Raw genomic sequence first — 24,880 nt, 5'->3', positions numbered from 1 at the left:
CTTCCAAAAAGGGCAGTCAAAGCTGTTAAAAAAATACAATTTTCTTTCTAAAATCTGCTTTTTGATTAATAATTGCCAGAATAAAAATCATTAGAAATTTTATCTAATGATTTTTATTCTTTTATTTTAAACTTTCTTGAAATTGTATTTTTGCCAAATCAAGATTTGCTTGCGAAATCGCTGTAACTTCTGACTGGAGCTATACTATAAAAGTGGACAGAAAATTGTGTGTTATAATCTGTCTATTAAGACACAAAAATGAAAGGACTTTTATGTCAGGTTTTAAACGTTACGACGAGGATTTCAAACAATCGCTCGTTAATCTCTATCAAACTGGTAAAACACAAACTGAACTCTGTAAAGATTATGGGGTATCTTCTTCTGCACTTGCAAAATGGATTAAGCAGTACTCTCAAGTGCGTCTTGAAGATAATACGGTGTTGACTGCTAAACAGATTCAAGAATTACAAAAAAGGAATGCCCAACTAGAGGAAGAAAATCTGATCTTAAAAAAAGCGAGTGCCATATTCATGCAAAACTCCAAATGAGATTAAAAGCCGTCTATCGACTCCGATTTGAACACACGACAGTTATGCTCTGTCGTGTTTTACATGTCAATCGTTCCACCTACTATAACTTCATAAACAAGAGGCCTTCGAAGCGTGAAGTAGAAAATCAACGCTTGAGAAAATTACTCCTTGAAATTTATATGAAAGCCAAGAAAAGAATTGGAACGAGAGCTTTTAAAATCATTCTTCTGCGTGATTATGGCGTTAATATTTCTGAAGGCCGTATCTTAAGACTTCTCAAGTCTATGACACTCCCTAAAATGTCAACCATCAAACCTCGTTTTAAATCAAATAAATCTCCTGTATTTTCTTCTGGTAATCTGCTTAAACAAGAATTTAACCCGAACTCCCCGAATCAAGTTTGGACAACTGATTTCACTTATATCTCTATAGGACCTAAGCGACATGTTTATCTCTGTGCTATCCTTGACCTCTACTCAAGGAAATGTATCGCGTGGAAAGTAAGTGATAGGATTGATGCCAAACTCGCCTGTGACACCTTAGAAACAGCTATAAATAAGAGGAAGCCTAAGGAACCAATTATCTTTCATTCGGATCAAGGAAGCCAATTTAAATCAGCTTCCTTTAGAAAGTTATTAGATGAGCATCAATTGCTTGCTTCTTACTCCAAGCCTGGATATCCTTATGATAATGCCGTCACCGAGGTCTTTTTCAAGTATCTTAAACAACGAGAAATTAATCGCAGAACTTATCACTCCATTCAAGAAGTTCAACTCTCTTGCTTTGAATACATCGAACAATTTTATAACAATTATAATCCTCATTCCGCCAACAATGGTTTAACTCCAAATCAGAAAGAAGAAAATTATTTTAAGAAAATATAGCTCATTTTGTGTCTAAATATTTGACATTAGTCCAGAACCTCCTCCATCCATTACTTGGACATTTTCTAAATGGAGGTCTTGAAATTTTTCCATGATTGACTGATAGCCTGTACTTGTATCTGAAATAATGAGATAAATATTATTATCTTTATCGTTTCCAATAAAAGAATGAATTTCCCAATTAACCGTCCCGTCACTCGGTAAACTTTTTCCGTCCTTTATCAAAATTGATCCAAAGCTAAAACTCATTTCGGCACCCTTTTTCAAAATATCACTTGCTGGAGTGGTTGAATTATAAATATCTGACGAACCATTTTTATTAAAAACAAAGGCATTTGTAGCTCTTTTATCTGAATTCCAATCCTTAAATAATTTTCCATTATTAATTTGAAAACCGTTAATTTTTCCAGTAGTCATATTAAATCCTGAGGCATTCATAATTAGACTATTTGGATATTTACTGATAACTTCTGACATACTCAACACAGGGCTTTCAGCTGAAGTGGCAGTTTTCAAAATTTGTGGACTATGCGCTTTATAAATTTTAAAGTCTCCACTCGAAAGATCTGTAAATTTTTCACCAGTTCCTTGAGAAACTATCTGAAGCCAACTGGCAGTTCCAGTATTTTCCACTGGAGCTACTGGTTGAGAGATTTCTTTTGAACTTTTTGTTGTTGAGTGCTGAAATGAATAACCATTAGATTCGCTCGTTCTTTTAACTAGCTGTCCTCCAGTATTCGTATTAGCAGAAGAAATATCAGTTGCCTTATCATAAAAATATTTTTTGAAACCAATAAGTGCTATAAGCAGAACAAAGATTAGCGACACAATCACTATTTTTTTTACTACACATGAACTTTAAGTTGCATTCATCTATCAATTGTATTATTAGTTTCATTTATTGTCAAGAAAAATAACGAAAAGTAACTTTCTTTGTGTCATTTATACAAACCTAACCCAAGTGTAATAAAAAGACCTCAAATAATTTTGAAGTCTTTTTATTATTTATTCATTAATTCCAAGAAGTTGTTTAATTTGTTTTACTTGCATTTTAGCATATTCTGTTGGATTTGATTTTTGAAGTGCAGCAAGTTGAGCCGCTTTTTGTGGGTCAGCTTTAAGTTGGGCTTCCATTTGTTTTTGCATTGCTGGAGCTTCTTGACCCAATTTTTTAACTTGATCTTGAGTCAAAACTAACCATGTATCTTTAGGTACTGAAACAACTGAATTTTGTTTAACTAATTCATTTTGTTCACCACCTACACTAAATAATAATTTATAAAAGTCAGATGACCAAACGCGTCTTGTCGTTTTAGTTGTAACTGTTGCTTTAGTATCATCCACTAATTTATAAGTCGCTGATTTTTTAACAGCTTCTGAAATGTGTTTTTCATCAGGTTTAAAATTAGTGTCGGCTTTTTCCGATTTTTCATTATTTCGGTAAACAAAGACATAATTATCAGTGTTTTTACCGATTTCTGCTTTAATCATCATTCCATAAGGAGCTGATTTATCTCCAGCAGTATAAATTTGGTGAGTAGTTGAAGTTGTTACTTCTTTCATTCCCCAGTTATCTCTGATATGCATAGTTAGCATGGTCACAGAACCAGCTAATAAGAGAAAGGAAATTCCACCAACTAACCAATGAGCGATTGTGTTTTTTATAAACATGAAACCAAAGAAAGTTCCAATCATAAACACTACCAATAATAATATAATTAGCATTATTTATTTTCTCCTTTCAAGTCTTGTTCTTCAACAGGCACACCAGCAATCATTCGACCACTCTTCAAGAAGAGAGCAACTCCGATACCAATAATGGCAAAGACGAGTCCAATTGCGAATGAAGCGTGGTAACCTTGTAACATTGCTTCGATTGCTTTATTTGCAAATTGCAATGGATTTGTTGATTTTAATGATGAAGCAGGCATATTGTTAGTAATTACATTTTGAGCGACTGAAGAAAGGAGGGCAACAACAACCGATGACGCAACTTGACGCGCTGTATTGTTTGAAGCTGTTGCTTGAGCGACTTCATTAACTGGAACTGCATTCATAGCACTAGTTGTTAATGGCATCATTACCATACCAACACCAACCATACGTAATCCATACAGAAGAGTAACAAAGTGGTCAGGAGTTGTAGCTGTAAAGAACATAAATGGTACAGTTCCCAGTGCCAAAACGAGGAAACCAATCACTGCAAGTCGTTTTGAACCAATTCGGTCATAAACTCCACCAGCAAGTGGGGCAACAACAGCCATCATTAATGACCCAGGTAAGAGAACCAAACCTGAATTAAAGGCGGAAAGTCCATGGACATCTTGAAGGTAAAGAGGAAGCATCATTTCAACACCCATCATTGCCATTGTACTTAAAGCAAGTGCAAGAGTTACCAAAGTAAACTGTCTAATTTTAAAGACGCGAATATCAAGGAATGGATCGTCCATTTTAAGTTGACGTAAACCAAAGAGGAAGATAATAATCAATCCTCCAACGATTGGGGTAATAACGGTGTTAAATTTGCCCCATCCGTCAGTTGCAACATTAGTGAATCCCCAAAGGAAAGCACCAAAACCAACAACTGAAAGTAAAACTGACAAGAAGTCTAATTTCATTGGACGGTTCGGAATAACATCACGCATTGCAAAGATTGAAATAAGGAAAACAACTCCGACAACAATCATTGGAATAAGGAAAATTGTTCTCCAACTTGCTGCAAATGTCCAAAAGATAAGGTTAAATTTATGAGTAATTAACCAACCTGCAAATGTTGGACCTAAGGCTGGCGCAAGGACAAGAACAACTCCGGCAACCCCCATGATTGCACCCATTTGTTTAGCTGGAAACATGTTAACAAGGGCAACTTGCATCAAAGGCATTGTAATCCCAACTGCAATAGCTTGCAGAATCCGACCTGCTAGGAAAACCCACCAGCTTGATGTTGGAGCCGAGTAAGCAACAAACATTCCGATAAATAAAATTGCGTATGCTGTAACGTAAAGCCAACGTGTAGGGAATTTTGTTGCTAAATATGCTGAAATAGGAACCATAATCCCATTGGCTAATAAAAACCATGTTGTTGCTTGTTGTGCTGTTGACATGGAGATGTTGAAGTCATTCATCAATGTTGGAATTGCTGTTCCGAGCGATGTTTGCATCAACATGGCTCCAAATGTACCAACCAGAATCAAAATAAGCATTCCGATTCGGCTATAATGTTTACCATGTATATCTAAATGGTAATCTTTTTCGTATGTATCAGGCATTTTTTTCCTCCTCTTTTTCTTTGTCTTCTTTAGCTAGCTTCATTCCAATTTCTAAAAATAATTTGAAATTTTCAATGAAACTTTCTGTTCGTTCTTCACCCATTTCTTCAAAAACGCGTGCTAAATTTGAGCAAGCTTCTACTCGAATTTCTTCTGCAACATGACGTCCTTTATCAGTAATGGCTACTAAAATTTTTCGACGGTCTGTTCTTGAAATCTCACGGGTAACCAAATTTTTACTCTCAAGATTATTCAAGATTGTCGCAATTCTTGCAGTACTTGTATGCGTGAATTTTGCAATCTTACTTGGAACAATTTGCTTACCAGCTTCCTTATAAAGATAGCCCAATACCAAATGCTCCCCTTGGGAGTAGGTATTAAAGCGGTGCATCATCTCTGCTTTTCCTCTTTTGATAACAGTTGTGAGGAAAACCTCCGCTGCCTTATTGTAATCCATTTTCACTCCTCCCTAACGGTAATATTTACTAACGACGTTAACTATTATAATCCGTTCACTATCTTTTGTCAAGAATAAAAATTTTAGTTTTTAATTTAAAAAAAACCTATTCCAAAATAGGCTTTTTTAGTTTAAAAATTATCCAACAATTCGTGCGAAGGCATTTTTTAATTCATTATTCTCTGTTTCTTTTAGATATAAATAATTATTTGTATTTCCTTGATTTTGTGCGGTATAAAGCACCATGGGATTTCCTGATTTAATAACAAAGAGATAAACATGATTAACACCAGAGTTTTTCTCATTCATATCTGAATAAACATCAACTAATTGATATCCTCCTGAATCTTCTCCCGTTTCTGACCATTTTAATTCAATAGGCTGATTATTTATTGCTGCTTTCCAAGTTGAATTATTATCTATAACTGACCAAGGAATAGAGAGACCATATAAATTAAGATTGTGATTAGGATCATACTTACTGTAAGATTGTCCCATTTCTATCCCCCACGCTGACATAAACTCTGCAAGACGTTGATTTTTCTCTGGGTTCCATTTTCTTATTTGTGTAGAAGTTGAGGGGGAAATTGATTTTTCTATTGATGAAGAGGACTCTTTACTAATACTTGATGACTGGGTCGTACTCGAAGCACTATGACTTATTGAAGAGCTTCGCGAGCTTTGGCTACTTTTGGAAATTTCTTTTGTTGTTTGAGAATTTTGTTTTGAACTACAGGCTGACATTCCAAGTGTTGTTACTAAAAAAATTGCAACAAGATATATTTTTTTCATCTTTTCTTCTCCTAACTACAATTTTACTTCAAAAGTAATTAAAAAACTACTAATGTCATTAAAAGAACTAAATAAAAAATAAGAGTCCCACACTTTAATCAAATAGGAACTCTTATTTTAGTTACTTTATGACTATGATTTTTTATTTCTTGCAGAAATAAGCAACATCATTGGACGTCTCATCTCATTTTTCATTTCTTCAAGATTTCTCATTTCTACAGGAGGTTTGGGTTCAATTAAATTAGCAAGTTCAAAACCAGAACTTAACAAAGAACTTACATAGCTTGTTAATGTCCGATGATACTTAATAATTGGCTCTCCTAAGAAATTGACTTCACGTTTTCCTTCATAATAATAATTATCAACTGGAAAATGAAGAATTTTACCTTCTGCATCATAGCACCAATCCTGTTTCCCTGATGAGGTATAGAGGGGATGTTCAACAGAGAAAATTAATTCACCATTCTTTTTAAGACACTTTGAAATTTTGCAGACCAGGTCTTCAAAATTTGAAATGTAGTGAAAAGCTAATGAACTAAACACAACATCAAAAGTATCTGCAGGAAAGTTAATATCCTCTATTGCGGATTGTTGATAGGTAATTTTTTTATCATTATTAATATCAAGAGCAACTTCAAGCATCTTGTGTGAAAGGTCTATTCCTACTACTTCTTTAGCTCCATGATTGACTGCATATTTACAGTGCCATCCATATCCACAACCTAAATCCAAAATTTTTTTATCTTGAAAATTTGGGAGTAGTTTTTCTAATTCAGACCATTCACCAGCGGCCTTTAATCCTTTTTGGGATCTTGACATTGATGCATAATTTTTGAAAAAACGTTCATTATCATATTTATTTTGTTTCATTTTTTTCTCCATGTAAATATAGTTCATCATTTTATAAATATTTACATGGAAAATACAATTTTTTGAGCAATAATTCCTTTGTTCATCTATTTTCTTTCATAATTGGATTAATTTTTTTTTATGTATTTTATATTCACATTCTATCATAAGTCATTTAAAATGTCATTCGGTTTGAAGGAATAAATAATAAAGAAAAGTAGAAAATCTACTTTTCTTTATCTTCAACTTCTTTAAGTGCCTTTGAAGCTTCACTAAATAGCTCATCGGCTTTACTGGTAGTCTTCTCGAAGGTTTCTTGAATTCCTGTTTGCGTACCGACTGTTGCATTTCGGAGTGCTTCATCTTCAAGTTCCTTCATTTGCTCATTGCTTAATTTGGGATTTGTTTCAGGCATAATCTACCTCCTTCTTGTTTTTATTATATTACACTTTTTAGAAAAGCGCTAACATTCCGCTCATTAAATTAAACATCAATCGTAGAATCTCAATTTAATAGTAGAAAGTTGTATATAACATCTCAAATTGCCTTAAAATAAAGGAATTATTTTGATGATATTTCGTATGAAAATAGATGAAAAAATATACTTTTTACAGTTTCTGCCCCTTCTCCCTTGATTTTATAAAAACAATAATAAAAAGCCCTTGATATACAAGGGCTCTTTATTTATTAGGCATCAATCGTAGAATATTGAGCGTTGTCTTCAATAAATTCACGACGAGGCTCGACTCTGTCTCCCATGAGCATATCAAATATTTTGTCAGCTTCCGCTGCATCTTCAACAGATACACGTGCCATCAACCGATGCTCAGGATCCATCGTCGTATCCCAAAGTTGATGATCATCCATTTCTCCAAGACCTTTATATCGTTGAACTGTAGGTTTTGTTCTTCCTTGTGCCCAACGTGCTAAAGCTTCTTGTAAATCTTTTTCTTGACTTTCACCTGGTTGAATGTATTCTTTAGTTTCCGAACCAACTTTAATACCGTAAATTGGTGGTTGAGCAATATAAACGTATCCTGCTTCAACAACTGGACGCATATAACGGTAGAAGAGTGTTAATAAAAGCGTACGGATGTGTGCGCCGTCGACATCAGCATCGGTCATGATAACAAGTTTGTGATAACGTGCTTTTGACAAATCGTAATCTGCTCCAAAACCAGTTCCCATTGCAGTGAATAGAGAACGAATTTCTTCATTGGCCAAAATTTTGTCCATCGTTGCTTTTTCCACATTCAAAATCTTACCACGAATAGGTAAAATTGCTTGGAATTCACGATTACGTCCTGATTTAGCCGAACCACCAGCCGAATCTCCTTCGACGATAAATAATTCTGTTTGTTCTGGATTATTTGATGAACAGTCAGCTAATTTACCGGGAAGGTTGGAAATTTCAAGCCCTGATTTTTTACGTGTCACTTCACGCGCACGTTTTGCTGCAATCCTTGCTTTACTTGCCAAAATCCCTTTTTCAACAATTTTCCGAGCAACTTGTGGATTTTCTAACATAAATGTTGTCAAAGCTTCCGCAAAGAGTTTGTTAACAATTCCTGTTACTTCTGAGTTCCCAAGTTTTGTTTTGGTTTGCCCTTCAAATTGTGGATTAGGATGCTTAACCGAAATAACTGCTGTCAATCCTTCGCGGACATCATCCCCAGTTAAATTATCTTCGTTTTCTTTAAGAATTTTATTTTGTTTTGCGTAGTTATTAATAACACGAGTAAGGGCTGTTCTAAAACCTTGCTCATGTGTTCCACCTTCGTGAGTGTTGATGTTGTTAGCAAAGGACATCACTACTGAATGATAAGTATCAGTATATTGCATTGCTACTTCAACAGCAATTCCATCCATTTCACCTTCAGTAAAAATTGCTGGTTCAAAAATGACTGTCTTATTTTCATTTAAATATTCAACATAAGACTGAATTCCACCTTCGTAATGGAAATGAACTTCATTTTTTTCATTTCCTTCACGTTTATCTGTTAAGGAAATACGAAGACCGCGATTCAAAAAGGCTAACTCACGAACACGTGTTGCAAGCTTATCAAAATCAAATTCAACAGTTTCTGTAAAAATTTCTGGGTCTGGTACAAAGTGAACAGTTGTCCCTCTACGGTCAGTTTCACCAATAATTTTTAAATCATCTCCAACGAGACCACGATGATATTCTTGATAATATTTTTGGCCATCTTTATGAACAGTAACATCTAGTACTGTTGACAAAGCATTAACAACAGATGAACCAACACCGTGCAATCCACCAGAAACTTTATAGCCGCCTCCGCCAAATTTACCTCCAGCATGCAACACTGTAAAGACTGTTTCCACGGCTGGACGACCCGTTTTTTCTTGAATATCAACCGGAATTCCACGTCCATCATCAACAACAGTAATTGAATTATCAGGCTCTATAAAAACCTCAATATGGCTTGCAAATCCTGCAAGTGCTTCATCAATTGAATTGTCAACAATTTCCCAGACTAAATGGTGCAAACCTTCTTTTGAGGTTGAACCGATATACATCCCTGGACGCATACGTACAGCTTCAAGACCTTCGAGTACTTGAATTTGACTGGCGTCATATTCGTCTGCAAGCATTTCTAAATTTTTATTTTCTTCGTTCAAAGTTAACTCTCATTTCTATGAAAAACTTACTACCATTATACCATAAATCAGCGATTTTAGCTCTAGTGCATGGTATTTTGTCACTCAAACTTGTAAAAAAAATAAGCAATTTTGTCTAAAAATCTGCTTATCATTAATTCATTTTTTTAAGATTACAAAATAATCTCTGTCAGCTGATGAATAATGTGAGTTGGCTTGCTATTAAGCGAACCATCACTTACAGTGCTAATCGCTTGTCCTGACAGAGTTGAATCTGTTGAGCTATCAAAATAAATTGTTGATATCCCAGCAGCATTTCCTGCTTCAATATCTAAAGGACGATCGCCAATCATCACTGTCTTCTTTGGATTGAGTTTATATTTATTTAACAAATACTTAATTGATTCTGGTGCTGGTTTTCGTTTGAAGCCATTATCAGACGTGACAACCTCTGTAAAATATGAATCAATTTCAGCTGCTGACAAAATTGTCAGAACTTGATGATTGCGATGTGAAATCATAAAATTCTTATTTCCTTTTACTGATAGGTCTGTCAGTACTTTTTTAGCACCGGAAAAGAGAATTGGTTTTTCTAATTCTTCTGCTTCTAGCTTTTTGTATTCTTCCAAAAAGCCTGGCAAATCACTGGCATATTTTTCAACAGCGTAAGCCGTTGAAACTTTTAGCGCATCATATACATCAGTGCGCAAAACAACACGCTCTGCCATTGACCAAAGCGTTGCAGCAAATGCATGACTAGAACTTTCATAATTGTCCAATAAAGTTCCGCCTAAATCCCAGATATAATTTTCGTAGTCCATGTTAATATTATAACACACTTTAGTAGCTAATATTTTGTCAGAAATGGATATTTTTAGTTTGCTTTCAAAATTTTAACTGGAAATTTTTTACCTTTAAATTGATTCTGAGTTAGTTCCATCTGTGCTGTTAAATAATTCTTTAAAAGTGGTTTTTTTATACTCGTTAATGTAATTTTTTGAAGTTGATTTTTCTTAACATATCTACTGAAGTCAAAGGTTTGTTTCCACCATGCCGGATGTTTACCATCTACAATTGCATAACCTTCTCCTGCTAATAATTGATTATCATAATATCTATTCTCAATATCCTTAAAATCATCTTTAGAGTAAATGCTAGATTCATGCATTACTCTATCAGTCACAACAACTGCTTTTTGATTATTTTTGGTCCCATATGTTTCAAATGCAAATTCTACTTTATTTGTTTTTGAATCTAAAACATAGTAAACTTGAGAATCTACTAAGCTATAAGTATCTTTAATTTTATCTTTGAATATCCACCCTCCTAAGGTGAATACAAAAATCCCAATATAAATTACAACTTTTTTCCATGGATTCACTTTTTTTGCTCGAACAGATCTATCGATTTTTTCAAAAGGGTTTTCTGTAAAAAGGTCATCTTGTTCAAAGCCACTTTTTTTAAACCACACTTCTTCACAAATAATAGAAAGCTCATTTATATCCATTGAAATTATAGAACCGTGAATCGTCAATTTAATATTTAAATTGTGACCTGGTTCAAAATAATTTTGATAAAATTTTAAACGTTTGTACCAAGCTTTTTTTTCAATATGAATAGAATCAAAAGAATTTTGTTCGCAAATATACAAGGTATTTGACCGAACATAGATTCCCCGAATATTTCTCCATTCAATCTTAACATTACGAAATAATAATCGTAATAAAATTCCTTCTTGATCAATGACAGCTAATTTGCGACGTGAATGATTTAATAAAAAAAACAAAAGATAAATAAATAGTATTCCAATAACCAGGCTCAATAAAACAAATTGGTGCACATTGAAATCTATTGATTGCCAAACCAAAAAATACTCAATAGAAGGTAAAAATAGACAAAGTGACCATAACCCTCCCAATGTCCAAGTGTCAGTTCTTATTTCCAATGGTAAATAATAGTCTTCCATAAAAATTCTCTCCTAATAAAAACATTATATCAGAATTTTCTAATAAAATAGTTTTAAAAAAAGAAACCTCAGGGTTTCTTTTAAGCTTGTTCCGATTTTGATAAAAGAATAACAGACACGATGACCATAACAATCCCTAGTAATTCGAGTGGGGTTAATTTCAAGCCAAATAATGGAATACTTAAAAAAACAGAAGTCAATGGTTCAGTAGCTGTTGCAACAGAAACAACAAGCGGTGAAATCAATTGAAAGGCTCTTAAAAGCAACAAAAAAGCCAGTGCTGTTCCAACAATAGAGATTGTTAAAACATAAAAAATTGACAAGGGTTCAATTCGAAAATCAATACGCCAAACTGGATAGAAGATATTACAGGCAATACCCGCAAGCATCATTCCCCACCCTGTCATATTAAGTGCGCCATATTTATCCAATAGTGGTCGAGGAATGATTGAGTAAATAACAACAGCTACACCAGCGAGAAGTCCTGTTACAAGAGCTAGGGGACTGATTGATAAATGTTTGATATTTCCGTCCGTAATCAACAAAAAAACACCTATCATTGCTAAAATGACGAATAAGACCGATTTGGGTTTTGGTACTTGACGTTGAAAAATGAGTAAATATAGCATAATAAAAACGGGTGCTGTATATTGTAAAATTGTCGCTGTAGCACTATTTGAAAGTTGAATAGCCACATAATAAAAATATTGAACAGAAAATACCCCACCAAAAACATACAAAAAGAGGGTTGGCATATTCTTTTTTGATTTCCAGACATCAAAAAAACGCTTATGGTCTCGCGAAAAAGACATGGCCAATAAAATAATACCGGCAATCGTTAAACGTGTTGATGTAATCCAAAGCGGGCTACCATGATAATCACGGAAAAAAAGCTGACCAAAAATGCCAGAAATTCCCCACATACAACCGGCAACTATTGCATATAGTGTGCCTTTAAAAATTTGTTTTTTTACATTCATTTTTATATTATACCATACATCAAGAGGGTTCATTAGGGTTCAGTCATCATTATATTTTTATATATTACGTTCTCGATTATTAGTGAGTTTAAGACATAATGGAGCTAAAAGAATAGCTTAATATTTTATCAAACAAGGAGTGTGTATCTTAAAGTTTAGCAAAAAATTTGTTAAATCTTTACATTATTTTACTTTCAATACGGCTCCAACAATCTGGCTCCAAATTTTATATTTGGTTGAACTACTTCATGCGAGAGGCGATATAGCCCCAACTATTTTATTTCCTTAATCAGTTAATTTTGTTAAAAAAAAAACATTTTATATAAAATGTTTTTTGGTTATTTTAATAAAAGAATCGGATAAGAATTCCACCGAAGATAAGGACAATTGCACCACAGAGTCTATTAGCCATCTGTGCAAAAGCAATCATTTCCATTCTATCTGATGCAGACAAGACAGCAATGTTACCTGTTCCACCCATAGAATTATTGATCATCCCTGCACCAATGGCAGTTTCGACTGGATAAAGTCCAAAGAGGCGAGCCAAGAACCAGCTAGCAAGTCCCATTACAACAACACTTGTCAAGCAAAGTACAACAAATTGCCATGTAAATGCTGAAGCAAGAGTATTCAAGTCAATCAAAGCAAGACCAATACCTGCCAAAACAGCATGAGTAAGGTTTGTCATAATCACTTGGTTAAACATTACAACAGATTCTTCTAAATCTTTAGGAACAGTATTTGTTGCTTTCAAGATAAATACAATAATAATCATAAATGCATATTGATGAATATTAGGGAAGAATTTGTTCAAGATGTCACCAGCCATCAAAAGAGCAAAGGCAAAGAGCATTCCTGTTCCGATTTGTTGAGCATCTAATTTTATTTTAGGCTTAGCCAACTCTTCTTTAGTTGCTGCAACAAGAGTCCCATGTCCATTATATTTAGATTTGTTGAATACTTTAGCGATAGATAAGGCACCAATAATCGCAAGAATATTACCAAAAGTAACTGCTGGAGCAAGTTGAGAGAAGATAGCTGCTTGGTTTCCATGAGCCAATCCGGCTGCATAGATTTGAGAGAGTGGAGTAATACCGGCTCCCATACCACCTGACATCATTGGCATAGAAACATACATTACAGAATCAGCAAATCCATTACCAATAAGCATTCCTACAAGACCTACTGAGAAGAAACCAATAACCATAGTGATTAAAGCAATCGGAATAAATTTCTTGGAAGCTTTAACCAAAAGATTTCTGTTCATTCCTAAAATAGATCCACAGATAAGTGCAGCTATATAAAAATCAAGAAATCCAAATTTCCCTCCCATAAAATTGGAAACTGCTCCAATAACATTTGAAGGAACAATGTGGAAGAAAGATAATAGAGTAGCACCAATTAAAGTGAAAACAGATCCCCCACCTAAGTATGAATTCATAATAGGGAGTTTTTCTCCTATGAAGTATAATAGGTGACCTAATGTTACAAGTAGGAGAGTTAACCCTACCATATCAAGTGGAAGTTTTCCTAATAGTGTTACAACTATGATGACAGCTACGAAAAAGGCATATAAGGGAAGACTAATTCCCGAAATTTTCGTTTCTTTAAGTTTTTTCATTTAAGATATTCCCCTTAGTACTCTGGATACCATTTCAGATCACGAACTGCTTTAGCCATATCAGTTTCTTTAGATTCAGTAAGACCTTGTTCTTGAGCTTTCTTAGCAACTGCTTCTGCAACTTTAATTGATACGTCAGCAACAAATTCAAATGGAGGAAGAACAGGAGCACCTGGTTTACCTGGATCTACTAAACCGCTCAATGAATGTGCAGCTGCACCGATCATTTCATCTGTCAAAAGTTTTGCTTCAGATGCCAACATTCCTAAGCCCAAACCTGGATAGATAAGTGAGTTGTTTGCTTGACCAATTTGATAATCAACACCTTTGTAGCTGATTGTTCCTGAAGGAACACCAGTAGCGACAAAAGCTTTTCCATCAGACCACTCAATAACTTGTTCAGCTGTAGCTTCCATTTTTTTAGTTGGATTTGAGATAGGGAAGATTACTGGGCGCTCTGTATTAACACACATTGCTTCAACAACTTCTTTTGTAAAGGCACCTGGATTAGTTGAAGTTCCTACTAAAATAGTTGGTTTTACTGTCTTAACAACGTTAAGAAGGTCAGTCATATCTCCAGCATCTTTATAATCAGCACGTTTTTTAGCAAATGGTTTTTGAGCTGGTGTAAGGTCTTCCATATCATCAAAAAGTAAACCTTGTTGATCAATCATGAAGAAATGTTTGTAAGCTTCTTCTTCAGAAAGACCTTCACTAACCATTTCAGCATGAACACGACCAGCAATCCCTGCACCGGCTGAACCACCACCATAGCAAAGGTATACTTGATCAGTTAATTTTTCACCTGTAATGTCAAGTGATCCGAAAATACCACCTAAAACAACAATACCAGTTCCTTGAATATCATCATTAAATGTTGGGATTTTTGTTTTATAGTTATTTAAAATTGTTGCAGCATTTGAACGTCCGAAATCTTCCCAGTGAAGGTACAATTTAGGGAAAATTGATTCTGCAGTTTCTACAAATTGATCGACGAAACTGTAGTATTGGTCACCGTAAATACGTTCTTGATGGTTTCCAAGATACAAATGATCTTCTAAAAGTTCTTTTCTATTTGTTCCTGCATCAATAACAACTGGAAGTACAGACGCTGGATCAATACCTGCTGCGGCTGTATAAATCATTAATTTACCAACTGAGATATCAACACCTTGAGTTCCCCAGTCTCCGATACCAAGGATTCCTTCTGCATCAGTTACAACAATAAGACGAATTTCTCTGTCACCTGCTGCATTTTTCAATGTTTCAGTAATGTTTTCAGGGTGGTTAATATCAAGATAAGCAGCATATTGTGGATCTACGAACAAATGACTGTAGTTTTCAATTGTATCAGCAATTGTTGGATCATAAACAATTGGATTAAATTCTACAATATGTTTGTTAAATAAGTAGTAAAACAAAGTACGGTTTGTATTAAAAATTTCCATCAAGAAATGACGTTTTTCTAAATCAGATGGTTTTGTCAAATATTGTTCGTAAGTTTGTTCAGCTTGTTCTTCGATTGTTTGAACAGTTGGTGGAAGAATACCAATCAACCCCAATTCTTGACGTTCTTTCATAGTAAAAGCTGTTCCTTTATTTAAAAAAGGATTGTTTAAAATTTCATGTGCACGCATCGTACAACCTCCATAAAAATTATAATTAATGTTATTACTTTATTACTATAAACTTCTTTTATCGTTATAGTCAAATCCCTTGGTGTTGATAAATTTTATTTATAACGCATAAATAATGTCAATGTTTATCTAAAAGGCTTGATATAAAAATAGATGATATTAATCAAAGAAATAATAGTAATAATTAGCTTATAACTATTAAATGATGAACTATTCTTCTCCTATTACTATTCCTAATTTATCGGGCTTTCAAACAATTTAAGATTAAGATTTTTTGTCAATGGTGGTTGTGTATCTAAAGTATACATTTTTTTAAATAAAAAAAATTGGGCGCTTTGCTTTATTCATATTTTCTATTATATGAAAGTATTCTAAAAAAGTAGAGTAAAATCACTCTACTTTTATTTTTTAAATTTATGTATCTTTTAGGTTAATAATTTGATTAGAAATTTTTTCAACAAAAGCTTGATCATGTTCGACCAGAAGCATTGTTGGATGATAAGTTTCTAGAAGTTGAATTATTTGTTCACGATTAAACACGTCAAGATAATTAAGCGGCTCATCCCAGAGATAAAGCTCTGCTTCTTGTGATAAACTACGAGCTAATTCAACCTTTTTTTGTTGTCCTTGACTCATCGTTTCTATCTTTTGGCTAAATTGCTTGCGCTCCATCCCCAGTTTTCTGAGATTAGCTAAAAATAATTCATAATCTAATTGATATTCGGTAGCAAAGTCTTTCAGATAACCACGATTATCATAAATCTGACGAACAAATGATAGCCTTATCCCTTGAGGAAATTGAACAAATCCACTGTGCTCACCAGAAAAATCACCAGATAAATATTTAATAATACTTGATTTCCCTTGACCATTTGGTCCGACAATCGCTGCAATCTCTCCCACTTTCAAAGAAAAATCAATCGGCTGGAAAAGTAATTTTTCGGTAAAACCAAGAGAAAAATTTTCAAACTGAATCAGTCTTTTATGATGTGAAGGTTGAAAATTCATGACAAGAGGTTCAGTTTTTTCGATATTTTTGAGTAATTTCTCTTTATTCTCAACTTCCTGTCCCATTCGTTTTTCAATTGATTTTGCTCGTTGATTCTGTTTTTTGGCAACTTTTTTATCCACAAAGGTTGCTCCGGCAACATTTTCTCGTTGATTAGACCAATCTCTTTTTTCTAACGAAGTCTTTTTCAGCCTTGAAATATCTTTACGTAATTTTTCGTCTTCAGCAAGTTCAAAGTTATCACGCAACTGCTTTTCTCGTTCATAGGTTGAGAAATTTCCCTGATAGAGAACTATTTGCTGACGTTCAATTGCCAAGGTGTGGTCACAGACTTCGTCAAGAAAATTTCGGTCATGTGATACAACGATAAGTCCTGATTTCTTTTGAAGATAGTCAGCAACTATTTTTCTGCTTTCTATATCCAAATGATTTGTTGGTTCATCAATTAGTGGAAAATTGTCCTCATCTAAAAATAAAATTGCCAAGAGGCACTTGGTTTGTTCCCCACCCGATAAACTTCCAAAAGGACGCCAAAGAATTTCTAAATCAACTTTCAATAAAGATAATTCACGTTCTAATTTCCATTGTTCAAATTCGGCTAATTCATTTAGCACATAATAAGTAAATTGTGAATTTCTGTCAGTAATTTTTAATGACAGACTTTCTACAGAGTATTTATCAGCAGTATTTTGTTTTTTAGATTTATCTTTATCATTAAAATCTTCTTCTGTCAGTAATTGGGGGAAATAAACAAAGTTTTTGTCAGTAATTATCGAGCTGTCAGTAGTTATTTTACCTTGTAGTAAGTTTAAAAGGGTTGATTTTCCACGGCCATTTCGCCCTACTAATCCTAATTTCCAACGGTCATCAATATTTATTTGGGCATGATTGAAAATCAGGTTATCCCCGTAGCCAAAGGTTAAGTCTTTAAATTCAATATTTGACATTTAATTCTCCTCTCATTTGTGAGAATTAAGAAGTCTAATTTGAGTAGAAAAACTCAGAGTGAGTTCCTCTGAATGTTCATAAATCTCAAATTCCCGCTTTTCTTGGAGCATTAATTTTTGCTCCGTGTTGATTTTGCTTGGTTGCTTTTACTGCTGTCATCCCATTAGTATTTTTCCCAGCAAATTGCGGTTTATTCTTCTTAATTTGTTCTAGTTTAGCTTGCATTTCTTTTTGTTTTTGATTCATTATTTTCTCCTTAAATTAAAAAACTCTTTTCACAACTTAGGTGAAAAGAGCTTTAAAAGATACAAATTCTGACAAATTGCCCAATCTGTAAACATAATAAAAGTCTATTCTCTCTAAGTTATGAAGACAACAAAAACACTCGATTTTTACGAATATTTTTAAAGTTCAAAACTTAGATTTTCAATAGACCTTACCTCGTTCATTTATTTAAAACAATTATAGCACAAAATAAAATGAACTGTCAAGATAAAAACTTGACAGTTCATTTTTAGATTAATGGAATTGCATTCCTCCATCAACAATAATTGTTTGACCGGTAATATAGTTTGAATCAGAGCCAGCTAAAAATGAAACAACATTTGCCACATCTTCAGGCTCAGATAAACGTTTCATGGCAATATCTTTTGCGAAAGTTTGCATTCCCCATTCATCATCTTTACCAGCATTTTTACCAACTTGATGCGCAATATCAAACATCATTGGTGTTTTTACAATCCCTGGTGCATAAGCATTAACTGTGATTCCTTCTTCTGCTAAATCACGAGCAGCAATTTGGGTCATCCCACGAACCGCAAATTTTGAAGAAGAATAGAGCATTAGATTTGGATTTCCAACAACTCCAGCTTGTGAGGTTGCGTTGATAATTTTACCTCCATGACCTAATTTTCTAAAAAGTGCTGTTGCTGTCTGTGTCCCCCACAAAACTCCACCAACATTAATATCATAGACTTGATGAAATTGTTCAGGTGTAATTGTTTCAATTGGTGTTGTTGGGGCAATGCCGGCATTATTAACTACAACATTTAAATCACCAAATTTGTCGACAACAGCATTCAAAGCTGAAATAACTTGTTCGCGGTCGGAAACATCAGCTTTAACCGAAAATGAGTTTTCTCCAAGTTCTTTTGCCGCTTTTTGAGCTGTTTCTTCGTTGTAATCAATAATAGCTACTTTAAAACCATCATTATAGAGACGTTTTGCGATTGCAAAACCAATTCCTTGACCTGCTCCAGTAACTGCTGCAATTTTAGACATTTTTTTCTCCTTTATTTAATTATTTTATAGACCTTTACCAGTTGGTGAAACTAAAATTTTAACAGCTGTTTCATTATGATGAATCAGCGTATCAAATCCTTTATCAATTAAATCATCCAAACCGATTTTAGCTGTGATGAATTGGTCCAATTTTATTTTACCTGTTGATACTAAATCAATTGTTTTTGGATGAGTGTTATTATAAGCAATCGTTCCTAAAAGATTAGCTTCTTTGATTACTAATTTTGCCATATCAACACTAGCAGGCTTACCCCAAATTGCAACAATGACAACTGTTCCACCCATACGAATCGCATCTAGACAAGCGTCAAATCCCGGTTGGACAGAGGTACATTCAAAGGCTGCGTCCACTCCTTTTTCATTAATTTCATGAACCTTAGCTTGAATGTCATCTTCAATTGGATTGAAGAAATAATCAGCAACTTGTGCTTCTTGTGCTTTTTTGCGGCGAAGTCCACTAGGTTCACTGATGATAACAGTATGTCCTTGCGCTTTTGCAACGGCAGCAGTTAAAAGTCCAATTGGTCCAGCACCAACAACTAATATCGTACTCTTTTCACTTAAATTTGCCCGTTCAACAGCGTGGTAGCCAACTGATAGTGGTTCAATTAGAGCAGCTTCATCCAATGGTAAGTTATCAGGAATTTTGTGAACCCAACGTTCATCAACAGAAATTTTTTCAGCCAATCCTCCACCATTTCCACCCAAACCAATAAAGTTTGAACCTTCTGAGAGGTTATAATGTCCAGTTTCACTTGTATCAGTCCCTTCGGGAACGATATAAGGTTCGACAACGACATGGTCACCTACTTTAAGTCCGCTTACTCCTTCACCTACAAAATTTATAACCCCAGACATTTCATGTCCAAGAGTGACTGGTGGTACTTCTCCAGTAATTGGATTAGGATGTTCTATTGACGGACAAAAAATTGGCCCATCTAAAAATTCATGAAGATCTGTTCCACAAATTCCACACCAAGCCACATCAATGCCAACTTGACCAGCTTTTACTATTGGTTCCTTAATTTCATCAACGCGGATATCGCCGCGGTCATAAAAACGTGCTGCGCGCATAAAAACGCCTCCTCTATATAGGATGGTTGTCGTTTCAGGCAATCAATTAAATTTAGTATTTGAGATTTCTCTCACGAGTTTATTCTATCATTAATTCTAATAATTTACAAAAAATTAAAGCGTTTTCTTCCTTGGTATATATAGACTTTTAAATATTTTATTGTAATAAAAAAGCTACTGAATTTTCTGTCAGTAACTTTTACTTTTTTGTATTCTTATTAATTGTTAACGTCTATTTCTTCGACGATTTTTTCGACTATCACCCTTAACTGGAATTTGTCTTTGTTCCTTGACAAATTCTGGTAATTGATTATATTTCATTGATAAAACGAGCCCTAAGCCGATGATATTTGCCATTAAGGCCGATCCCCCTTGAGAAATGAAGGGTAAGGGAATACCTGTTAAAGGAACAACACCAATCGCTGCTCCAATATTTTCAAAGACATGGAAGAGAATCATCATAATAATACCCGTTGAAATATAGGTATAAAACTGATTATTTGATTTGAAAGTTACTCGAATCATTCGATAAATCAGCATAAAGTAAAGGAAAATCAAAAAGGCTGATCCAACAAATCCAAAATCTTCAGCAATGACAGTGAAAATCATATCTGATTCTCGAACGGGAACATTGACATTAGCTACACCAACTCCTTTACCCCAAAGACCACCAACACCAACTGAAATTAATGAGCGTGCTTGTTGAAGACTGAAGGTCTGAGAATATTCAAAAGGATGTAACCATGCGATAAAACGATTGACCTGATACTGAGCAAAACTAGTACTTTCAAGAAATTTTTGTCCCTCTGGTGAAGCAACTAGAGCAACAATCCCTCCAGCTACTGCTGCTACGAAAAGAAAAGCTGGCGCAAGTATTTTCCAAGAAATACCAGCAACTAAAATAATTCCAGCAAAGATAGCTGCAAAGACCAAGAAAGTTCCGAAGTCTTTTTGAAAGACTGATAAAATGGCAACTGGAATTGTTTCAAGTATCAGAAGTCCGATTAAGCGGAAATCATCTTTGAGTACTCGTTTTTTTAGATTATTTTGGAAGGTAACCACAATCCTAGCCGAAAATAAAATATAGGAAAGTTTCATAAACTCTGATGGTTGAAAAAGATTACGTCCACCAAAAGCAAGCCAGTTTTTTGCACCTGTTGAAGCATAGGTTGCTTTATCATAGAAAAATATTGGTAGAACCATTAATATAAGGCCTAGCAGGTAAAAAAACGGTGTTAAGTTCCATAAAAACCTTGAGTCCATATGCATAACGATTAAAGCAACAAAGAGGCCAACAATAACCCATGTTCCTTGTTGAACAACCATTGTTGTTGCTTGTGTGGGGTGGTCATGACTTACTGCAACATAAAGTGCGTAAAGACCAATCAATATTAACATAAAGGCTGGTAAAATTAGCCCATAATCAATTCGTGAATCAAATGTAAATCTATTTGCTTTCTTGTTTTTCAAAACTAGCTCCAGTCAGTTTAATCTTGTTTTGGCAATTCATTTGGGGCAATTTGCTATCACTTAGTTCTAACTTTTGCTTCAAATTTACAAAAACAATTTTATTATTGAGGTGACTTCTGTTTAAAATCATAAATCCATTCTATTATACAATTTTTTTGGATGATTTGGGCATTCTTTCTCAAAAATTCCAATAAAAAAACACTGAAAGCACTCTCAGCATTTTATAAAATGTGCCCAAGAAGGTCTCCTCCAAAAATCAAAAGATAAGAATAGAGGAGAATTGGCAATGGTTTACATAATAAGATACTCCAAGTGAAGAATTTCCAGCTCATTTTTGTTTGACTTGCAATTAGGACAAGGGCATCGTCTGGGGCGATCGGAGATAAAATGAGGAGCGCGAAAACAATATTAAAACGTTTTTGCCCCTTATCCAACCAAGCCATGTATTTATTATATGTTTTTTCTTTGACAAAAGTTTTGGCTAATGAAGATCCATATTTTTTTCCAAAGTGAAAAAGTAAAAAAGATCCCGCAACAATTCCAAAGTAATTATAAATAAAACCCCAAACTGGTCCAAAAATCATGACTCCTGCTGCCATTGTAATCCCACCTGGTATGATTGGAACGATGACTTGCAAAATTTGCATACAAAGGAAGATTAATGGTCCTAAAAACCGATGTGCAACAATCAATTGTTGTAAGACCGCTTGATTTTGAAATGCACCAAGGCGCCATAAATAAACGCCACCAACAATTGTCGCAACAAAGCCAAGAATAGTAATTAAATTAAAAACTCGTTTGATATATCTTAATACGTTATCATTCAAAGAAAATCCTCACTTTGGGCATTTTTTTTGGCTTTAAGGTAGGCTTCATTTTCTTCAATCCAACCTGGCAAATAATTAGCAAGGGTTTTAAAGCCAATTTTATCCCGAGAATCAGTAAAATGTTTTTTTCGGTAAATATGGTGAACTTGCGGATTTTTTTCCAGACTGCGAATTGACAGGCTAATTTTGCCATTATATTCATCAATATCTATAATTTGTGCCATCACTTTTTGGCCGATTTTAGCAATATCATGAATACTTTTGACATAACCAGATTGAATTTCAGAAATATGAATCAATCCTTTTTGTTCAATTTTTTCTTTATTCGATGAATTATCCAGGTAAAATTTTACAAATGCACCATAATCTTGCATTCCAATAATTTCAACCTCAACAATATCACCGATTTTAGGACTTTTCTTTTCCATATTATGGCTCGATAATTTCAACTGATTCAATAACGACATCATCGACTGGTTTATCTTGCGCACCTACACGAACAGCTGCAATTTCATCGAGAACTTTATAGCTTTCTTCATCAACCAATTGACCAAAGACAGTGTGACGACCATCAAGATGAGGAGTTCCACCGCCAGTATATGTTTCAGCTACTTCTTCAGGCCACCCTCCTTGGATAAGTGAATCTTTAGGATAAGGCAAGTTTTTATTTTGAACAATGAAAAATTGACTTCCGTTTGTATTAGGTCCAGCATTGGCCATTGACAAAGCTCCACGAAGATTAAAGAGGTTCATTGAGAATTCATCTTCAAATTTTTCACCGTAGATTGAAGAACCTCCCATACCAGTTCCTGTTGGGTCTCCTCCTTGAACCATGAAATCTTTGATGATACGGTGGAAAATTACTCCATCATAATAACCCTCTTTGCTAAGTTCAATAAAGTTTTTTACAGTTTTTGGAGCAAGGTTATCAAATAATTTTACAGTCATTTTTCCATGATTTGTATTGATAATTGCTGTAGTACCTTTGTAGTTTTCAAGTTCAAGTTGTGGGTAATTCATATTTTTTAGTTAGTATTTTTATTTCTAAAAATACCTTCCTTTCTTTTTATATATTAATAAATTTCTGTCAGTAATTTTTACTGACAGATTTTTACTGATAGCTTTAATCAATAATTTTTAAGGCTTGTAAGGCTTTTAGAATTCCATCATTTTCAACAGAATCAGTAATGTAATCTGCTTTTTCTAAAATTTCTGGATGTGAAACCTTCATCGCTACTGACAGACCTGCAAAATCAAAGAGTTCACGGTCATTAAGTCCATCACCAAAGTTCATCATGTTCTCAGCTTTTAGACCAAGTTCTTGTAAGACTTTTTGACAGCCAATTGCTTTAGAACCTTCCATTGGAACAATATCTGAACTATTTGGATGCCAACGGACTAAGCGAATTTTATCAGCTAAATTATCTGGTAATCTCAATTGGTCATCATGGTCTGAAATTGTCAACATTTGGTAAATTTCATTTGTTTTATAGTATTCAGGATTTTCTTCTAGTTCTGCATAAACTGGTCCTATAGCATCGCTAGCAATTTTATCCCATTTTGAAATTTTCAAACTATCGGCGGCTACAAAAGAATATTCACTTTGTTCATTTTTCAACCAAGTGATTATTTCTTCAATTAATTCCGGTGAAAAAGTATTTTTATATAATACTTCTCCCGTTTGTGCATTTTCGACATAGGCACCATTGATTGCTACATAGAAATCTGGTTTTAATGCTCGAACTTCTGGTACAACTCCGAAAAGATTTCTTCCCGTTGCAATTCCTGTAATAATCCCTTTTTCACGAAGTTTATAAAAAACTTCAGTGATTGATTCAGGCATGAAAGCTGAATCTTTGACCCTCAAAGTATCATCAATATCAAAAAAAATGATTTTTATTTTTTGAGCTTTTTCTAATATTTTTTCCATCTTTTTTTCACTTTATTTTTATTTGTACATTTTTAATTATATCATATTTCTTACTTGTTTTTCCTCAAGTTTAAACTAAGTGATGTTGAATAGCATAAATTGTTGCTTGAGTTCGGTCTGATACTTCAAGCTTATTAAAAATATTAGAAACATGAGTTTTGACTGTTTTTAAACTAATAAAAAGTTCGTCAGCAATTTCTTGATTAGAAAGTCCCGTCGCAAGTACTTTTAATACTTCTAATTCTCTTTTTGATAAATCATCATATAATTCATGTTTTCGATGTTTTTGTTGAGCAATCTTTTCCTTGACAGCATCGGAAAGGACATCTTCTCCATTGGCAACTTTTCTGATTGCAGATGCGATATCAGCGGCTTGTGATGTTTTAAGAATATAACCTTTAGCTCCGGCAGCTAAAGCCGGAAAAACTTTTTCGTCATCAATAAAACTCGTTAGAATTAAAATTTTTCGTTCTGGATTTTTAGCTAAAATCTTTTGCGTTGCTCCAATTCCATCAAGTCGATCCATTACTAAATCCATGAGAATAACATCAGGGTCAAGCATTTCAGTTTTTAAAAAGCCTGATTCGCCATCGGCAGCTTCACCAACCACTTCGATATCGGGTTGAATATTCATGAAACTTGATAAACCTAGTCGCACCATCTGGTGGTCATCAACAATTAAAAGTTTAATTTTTTCCATTTTGTTCTTTCTA

Annotated in this window: 23 protein-coding genes and 1 pseudogene; 1 reads left to right on the top strand and 23 read right to left on the bottom strand. The window is 34.2% G+C overall.

Features of this window, described 5'->3' with window-relative positions; genetic code table 11:
* The first annotated feature begins 272 nt into the window (after window positions 1–272).
* A pseudogene (locus tag ACRYLU_RS04750) lies at window positions 273–1,430 on the top strand (IS3 family transposase).
* Here the strand turns inward: ACRYLU_RS04750 and ACRYLU_RS04745 are convergent.
* From ACRYLU_RS04745 to ACRYLU_RS04635, 23 genes are all read right to left on the bottom strand, one after another.
* Window positions 1,427–2,248 (bottom strand): phosphodiester glycosidase family protein, encoded by an 822-nt coding sequence (locus ACRYLU_RS04745; protein WP_445081310.1) that lies wholly within the window; start codon window positions 2,246–2,248, stop codon window positions 1,427–1,429. The pseudogene ACRYLU_RS04750 and the gene ACRYLU_RS04745 sit on opposite strands and share 4 nt — an antisense overlap.
* A 171-nt stretch (window positions 2,249–2,419) precedes the next feature.
* Window positions 2,420–3,139 carry a DUF4811 domain-containing protein gene (locus ACRYLU_RS04740; RefSeq protein WP_038601387.1) on the bottom strand — a complete coding sequence of 240 codons (720 nt, stop codon included), beginning with the start codon at window positions 3,137–3,139 and terminating at the stop codon, window positions 2,420–2,422.
* Window positions 3,139–4,683: an MDR family MFS transporter gene (locus tag ACRYLU_RS04735; RefSeq protein WP_038601389.1), complete on the bottom strand. Its 1,545-nt coding sequence runs from the start codon at window positions 4,681–4,683 to the stop codon at window positions 3,139–3,141. Before ACRYLU_RS04735 ends, ACRYLU_RS04740 begins: the two co-directional genes overlap by 1 nt.
* Window positions 4,676–5,140, bottom strand: a complete 465-nt coding sequence (locus ACRYLU_RS04730) for a MarR family winged helix-turn-helix transcriptional regulator (protein ID WP_012897558.1) — start codon at window positions 5,138–5,140, stop codon at window positions 4,676–4,678. The genes ACRYLU_RS04735 and ACRYLU_RS04730 overlap by 8 nt, the downstream gene beginning before the upstream one ends.
* 138 nt (window positions 5,141–5,278) lie before the next feature.
* The gene (locus ACRYLU_RS04725) at window positions 5,279–5,932 is read right to left on the bottom strand and encodes a DUF4767 domain-containing protein (protein WP_278216204.1); all 654 of its coding nucleotides are present in this window, start codon (window positions 5,930–5,932) and stop codon (window positions 5,279–5,281) included.
* Window positions 5,933–6,064: 132 nt separating this feature from the next.
* On the bottom strand, window positions 6,065–6,802 hold the full coding sequence (locus tag ACRYLU_RS04720) for a class I SAM-dependent methyltransferase (protein WP_104142274.1): 738 nt from the start codon (window positions 6,800–6,802) through the stop codon (window positions 6,065–6,067).
* 205 nt (window positions 6,803–7,007) lie between these two features.
* Window positions 7,008–7,196 (bottom strand): hypothetical protein, encoded by a 189-nt coding sequence (locus tag ACRYLU_RS04715; RefSeq protein WP_038601393.1) that lies wholly within the window; start codon window positions 7,194–7,196, stop codon window positions 7,008–7,010.
* Between the two features lie 272 nt (window positions 7,197–7,468).
* Window positions 7,469–9,424 carry a DNA topoisomerase (ATP-hydrolyzing) subunit B gene (gyrB, locus tag ACRYLU_RS04710; RefSeq protein ID WP_038601395.1) on the bottom strand — a complete coding sequence of 652 codons (1,956 nt, stop codon included), beginning with the start codon at window positions 9,422–9,424 and terminating at the stop codon, window positions 7,469–7,471.
* A 152-nt stretch (window positions 9,425–9,576) separates the two neighbouring features.
* The gene (locus ACRYLU_RS04705; protein WP_038601397.1) at window positions 9,577–10,224 is read right to left on the bottom strand and encodes an HAD family hydrolase; all 648 of its coding nucleotides are present in this window, start codon (window positions 10,222–10,224) and stop codon (window positions 9,577–9,579) included.
* 53 nt (window positions 10,225–10,277) lie between these two features.
* Entirely contained in the window at window positions 10,278–11,369 is a 1,092-nt protein-coding gene (locus ACRYLU_RS04700) for a hypothetical protein (RefSeq protein WP_038601399.1), read from the bottom strand.
* An 80-nt stretch (window positions 11,370–11,449) separates the two neighbouring features.
* The gene (locus ACRYLU_RS04695) at window positions 11,450–12,349 is read right to left on the bottom strand and encodes a DMT family transporter (RefSeq protein ID WP_038601401.1); all 900 of its coding nucleotides are present in this window, start codon (window positions 12,347–12,349) and stop codon (window positions 11,450–11,452) included.
* A gap of 343 nt (window positions 12,350–12,692) precedes the next feature.
* Window positions 12,693–13,970, bottom strand: a complete 1,278-nt coding sequence (locus ACRYLU_RS04690) for a 2-hydroxycarboxylate transporter family protein (protein ID WP_003131417.1) — start codon at window positions 13,968–13,970, stop codon at window positions 12,693–12,695.
* Window positions 13,971–13,984: 14 nt separating this feature from the next.
* Window positions 13,985–15,607 carry a malolactic enzyme gene (locus ACRYLU_RS04685; RefSeq protein WP_038601403.1) on the bottom strand — a complete coding sequence of 541 codons (1,623 nt, stop codon included), beginning with the start codon at window positions 15,605–15,607 and terminating at the stop codon, window positions 13,985–13,987.
* Window positions 15,608–16,021: 414 nt separating this feature from the next.
* Window positions 16,022–17,563 (bottom strand): ribosomal protection-like ABC-F family protein, encoded by a 1,542-nt coding sequence (gene abc-f / locus ACRYLU_RS04680; RefSeq protein ID WP_269887675.1) that lies wholly within the window; start codon window positions 17,561–17,563, stop codon window positions 16,022–16,024.
* 85 nt (window positions 17,564–17,648) lie between these two features.
* Complete coding sequence (locus ACRYLU_RS04675) at window positions 17,649–17,810, bottom strand: hypothetical protein (RefSeq protein WP_003131412.1); 162 nt, start codon at window positions 17,808–17,810, stop codon at window positions 17,649–17,651.
* A gap of 273 nt (window positions 17,811–18,083) precedes the next feature.
* Window positions 18,084–18,845: a (S)-acetoin forming diacetyl reductase gene (locus tag ACRYLU_RS04670; RefSeq protein WP_445081309.1), complete on the bottom strand. Its 762-nt coding sequence runs from the start codon at window positions 18,843–18,845 to the stop codon at window positions 18,084–18,086.
* Between the two features lie 24 nt (window positions 18,846–18,869).
* Complete coding sequence (locus tag ACRYLU_RS04665; RefSeq protein WP_305774411.1) at window positions 18,870–19,940, bottom strand: 2,3-butanediol dehydrogenase; 1,071 nt, start codon at window positions 19,938–19,940, stop codon at window positions 18,870–18,872.
* A 225-nt stretch (window positions 19,941–20,165) separates the two neighbouring features.
* Window positions 20,166–21,410 carry an FtsW/RodA/SpoVE family cell cycle protein gene (locus tag ACRYLU_RS04660; RefSeq protein WP_038601409.1) on the bottom strand — a complete coding sequence of 415 codons (1,245 nt, stop codon included), beginning with the start codon at window positions 21,408–21,410 and terminating at the stop codon, window positions 20,166–20,168.
* 221 nt (window positions 21,411–21,631) lie between these two features.
* Window positions 21,632–22,237 (bottom strand): TVP38/TMEM64 family protein, encoded by a 606-nt coding sequence (locus ACRYLU_RS04655; RefSeq protein ID WP_305774412.1) that lies wholly within the window; start codon window positions 22,235–22,237, stop codon window positions 21,632–21,634.
* Entirely contained in the window at window positions 22,234–22,665 is a 432-nt protein-coding gene (locus ACRYLU_RS04650; RefSeq protein WP_003131405.1) for a CvfD/Ygs/GSP13 family RNA-binding post-transcriptional regulator, read from the bottom strand. The genes ACRYLU_RS04655 and ACRYLU_RS04650 overlap by 4 nt, the downstream gene beginning before the upstream one ends.
* Window position 22,666: 1 nt before the next feature.
* Window positions 22,667–23,257, bottom strand: coding sequence for a peptidylprolyl isomerase (locus ACRYLU_RS04645; protein ID WP_260310914.1), 591 nt, complete (start codon window positions 23,255–23,257; stop codon window positions 22,667–22,669).
* 103 nt (window positions 23,258–23,360) lie between these two features.
* Window positions 23,361–24,167, bottom strand: a complete 807-nt coding sequence (locus ACRYLU_RS04640) for a Cof-type HAD-IIB family hydrolase (RefSeq protein WP_445081308.1) — start codon at window positions 24,165–24,167, stop codon at window positions 23,361–23,363.
* 70 nt (window positions 24,168–24,237) lie between these two features.
* Window positions 24,238–24,867: a LuxR C-terminal-related transcriptional regulator gene (locus ACRYLU_RS04635; RefSeq protein ID WP_003131402.1), complete on the bottom strand. Its 630-nt coding sequence runs from the start codon at window positions 24,865–24,867 to the stop codon at window positions 24,238–24,240.
* Between the last annotated feature and the right edge of the window lie 13 nt (window positions 24,868–24,880).

The organism is Lactococcus sp. KTH0-1S, from assembly GCF_052544945.1.
This window is presented reverse-complemented; position numbering and strand designations above follow the sequence as displayed.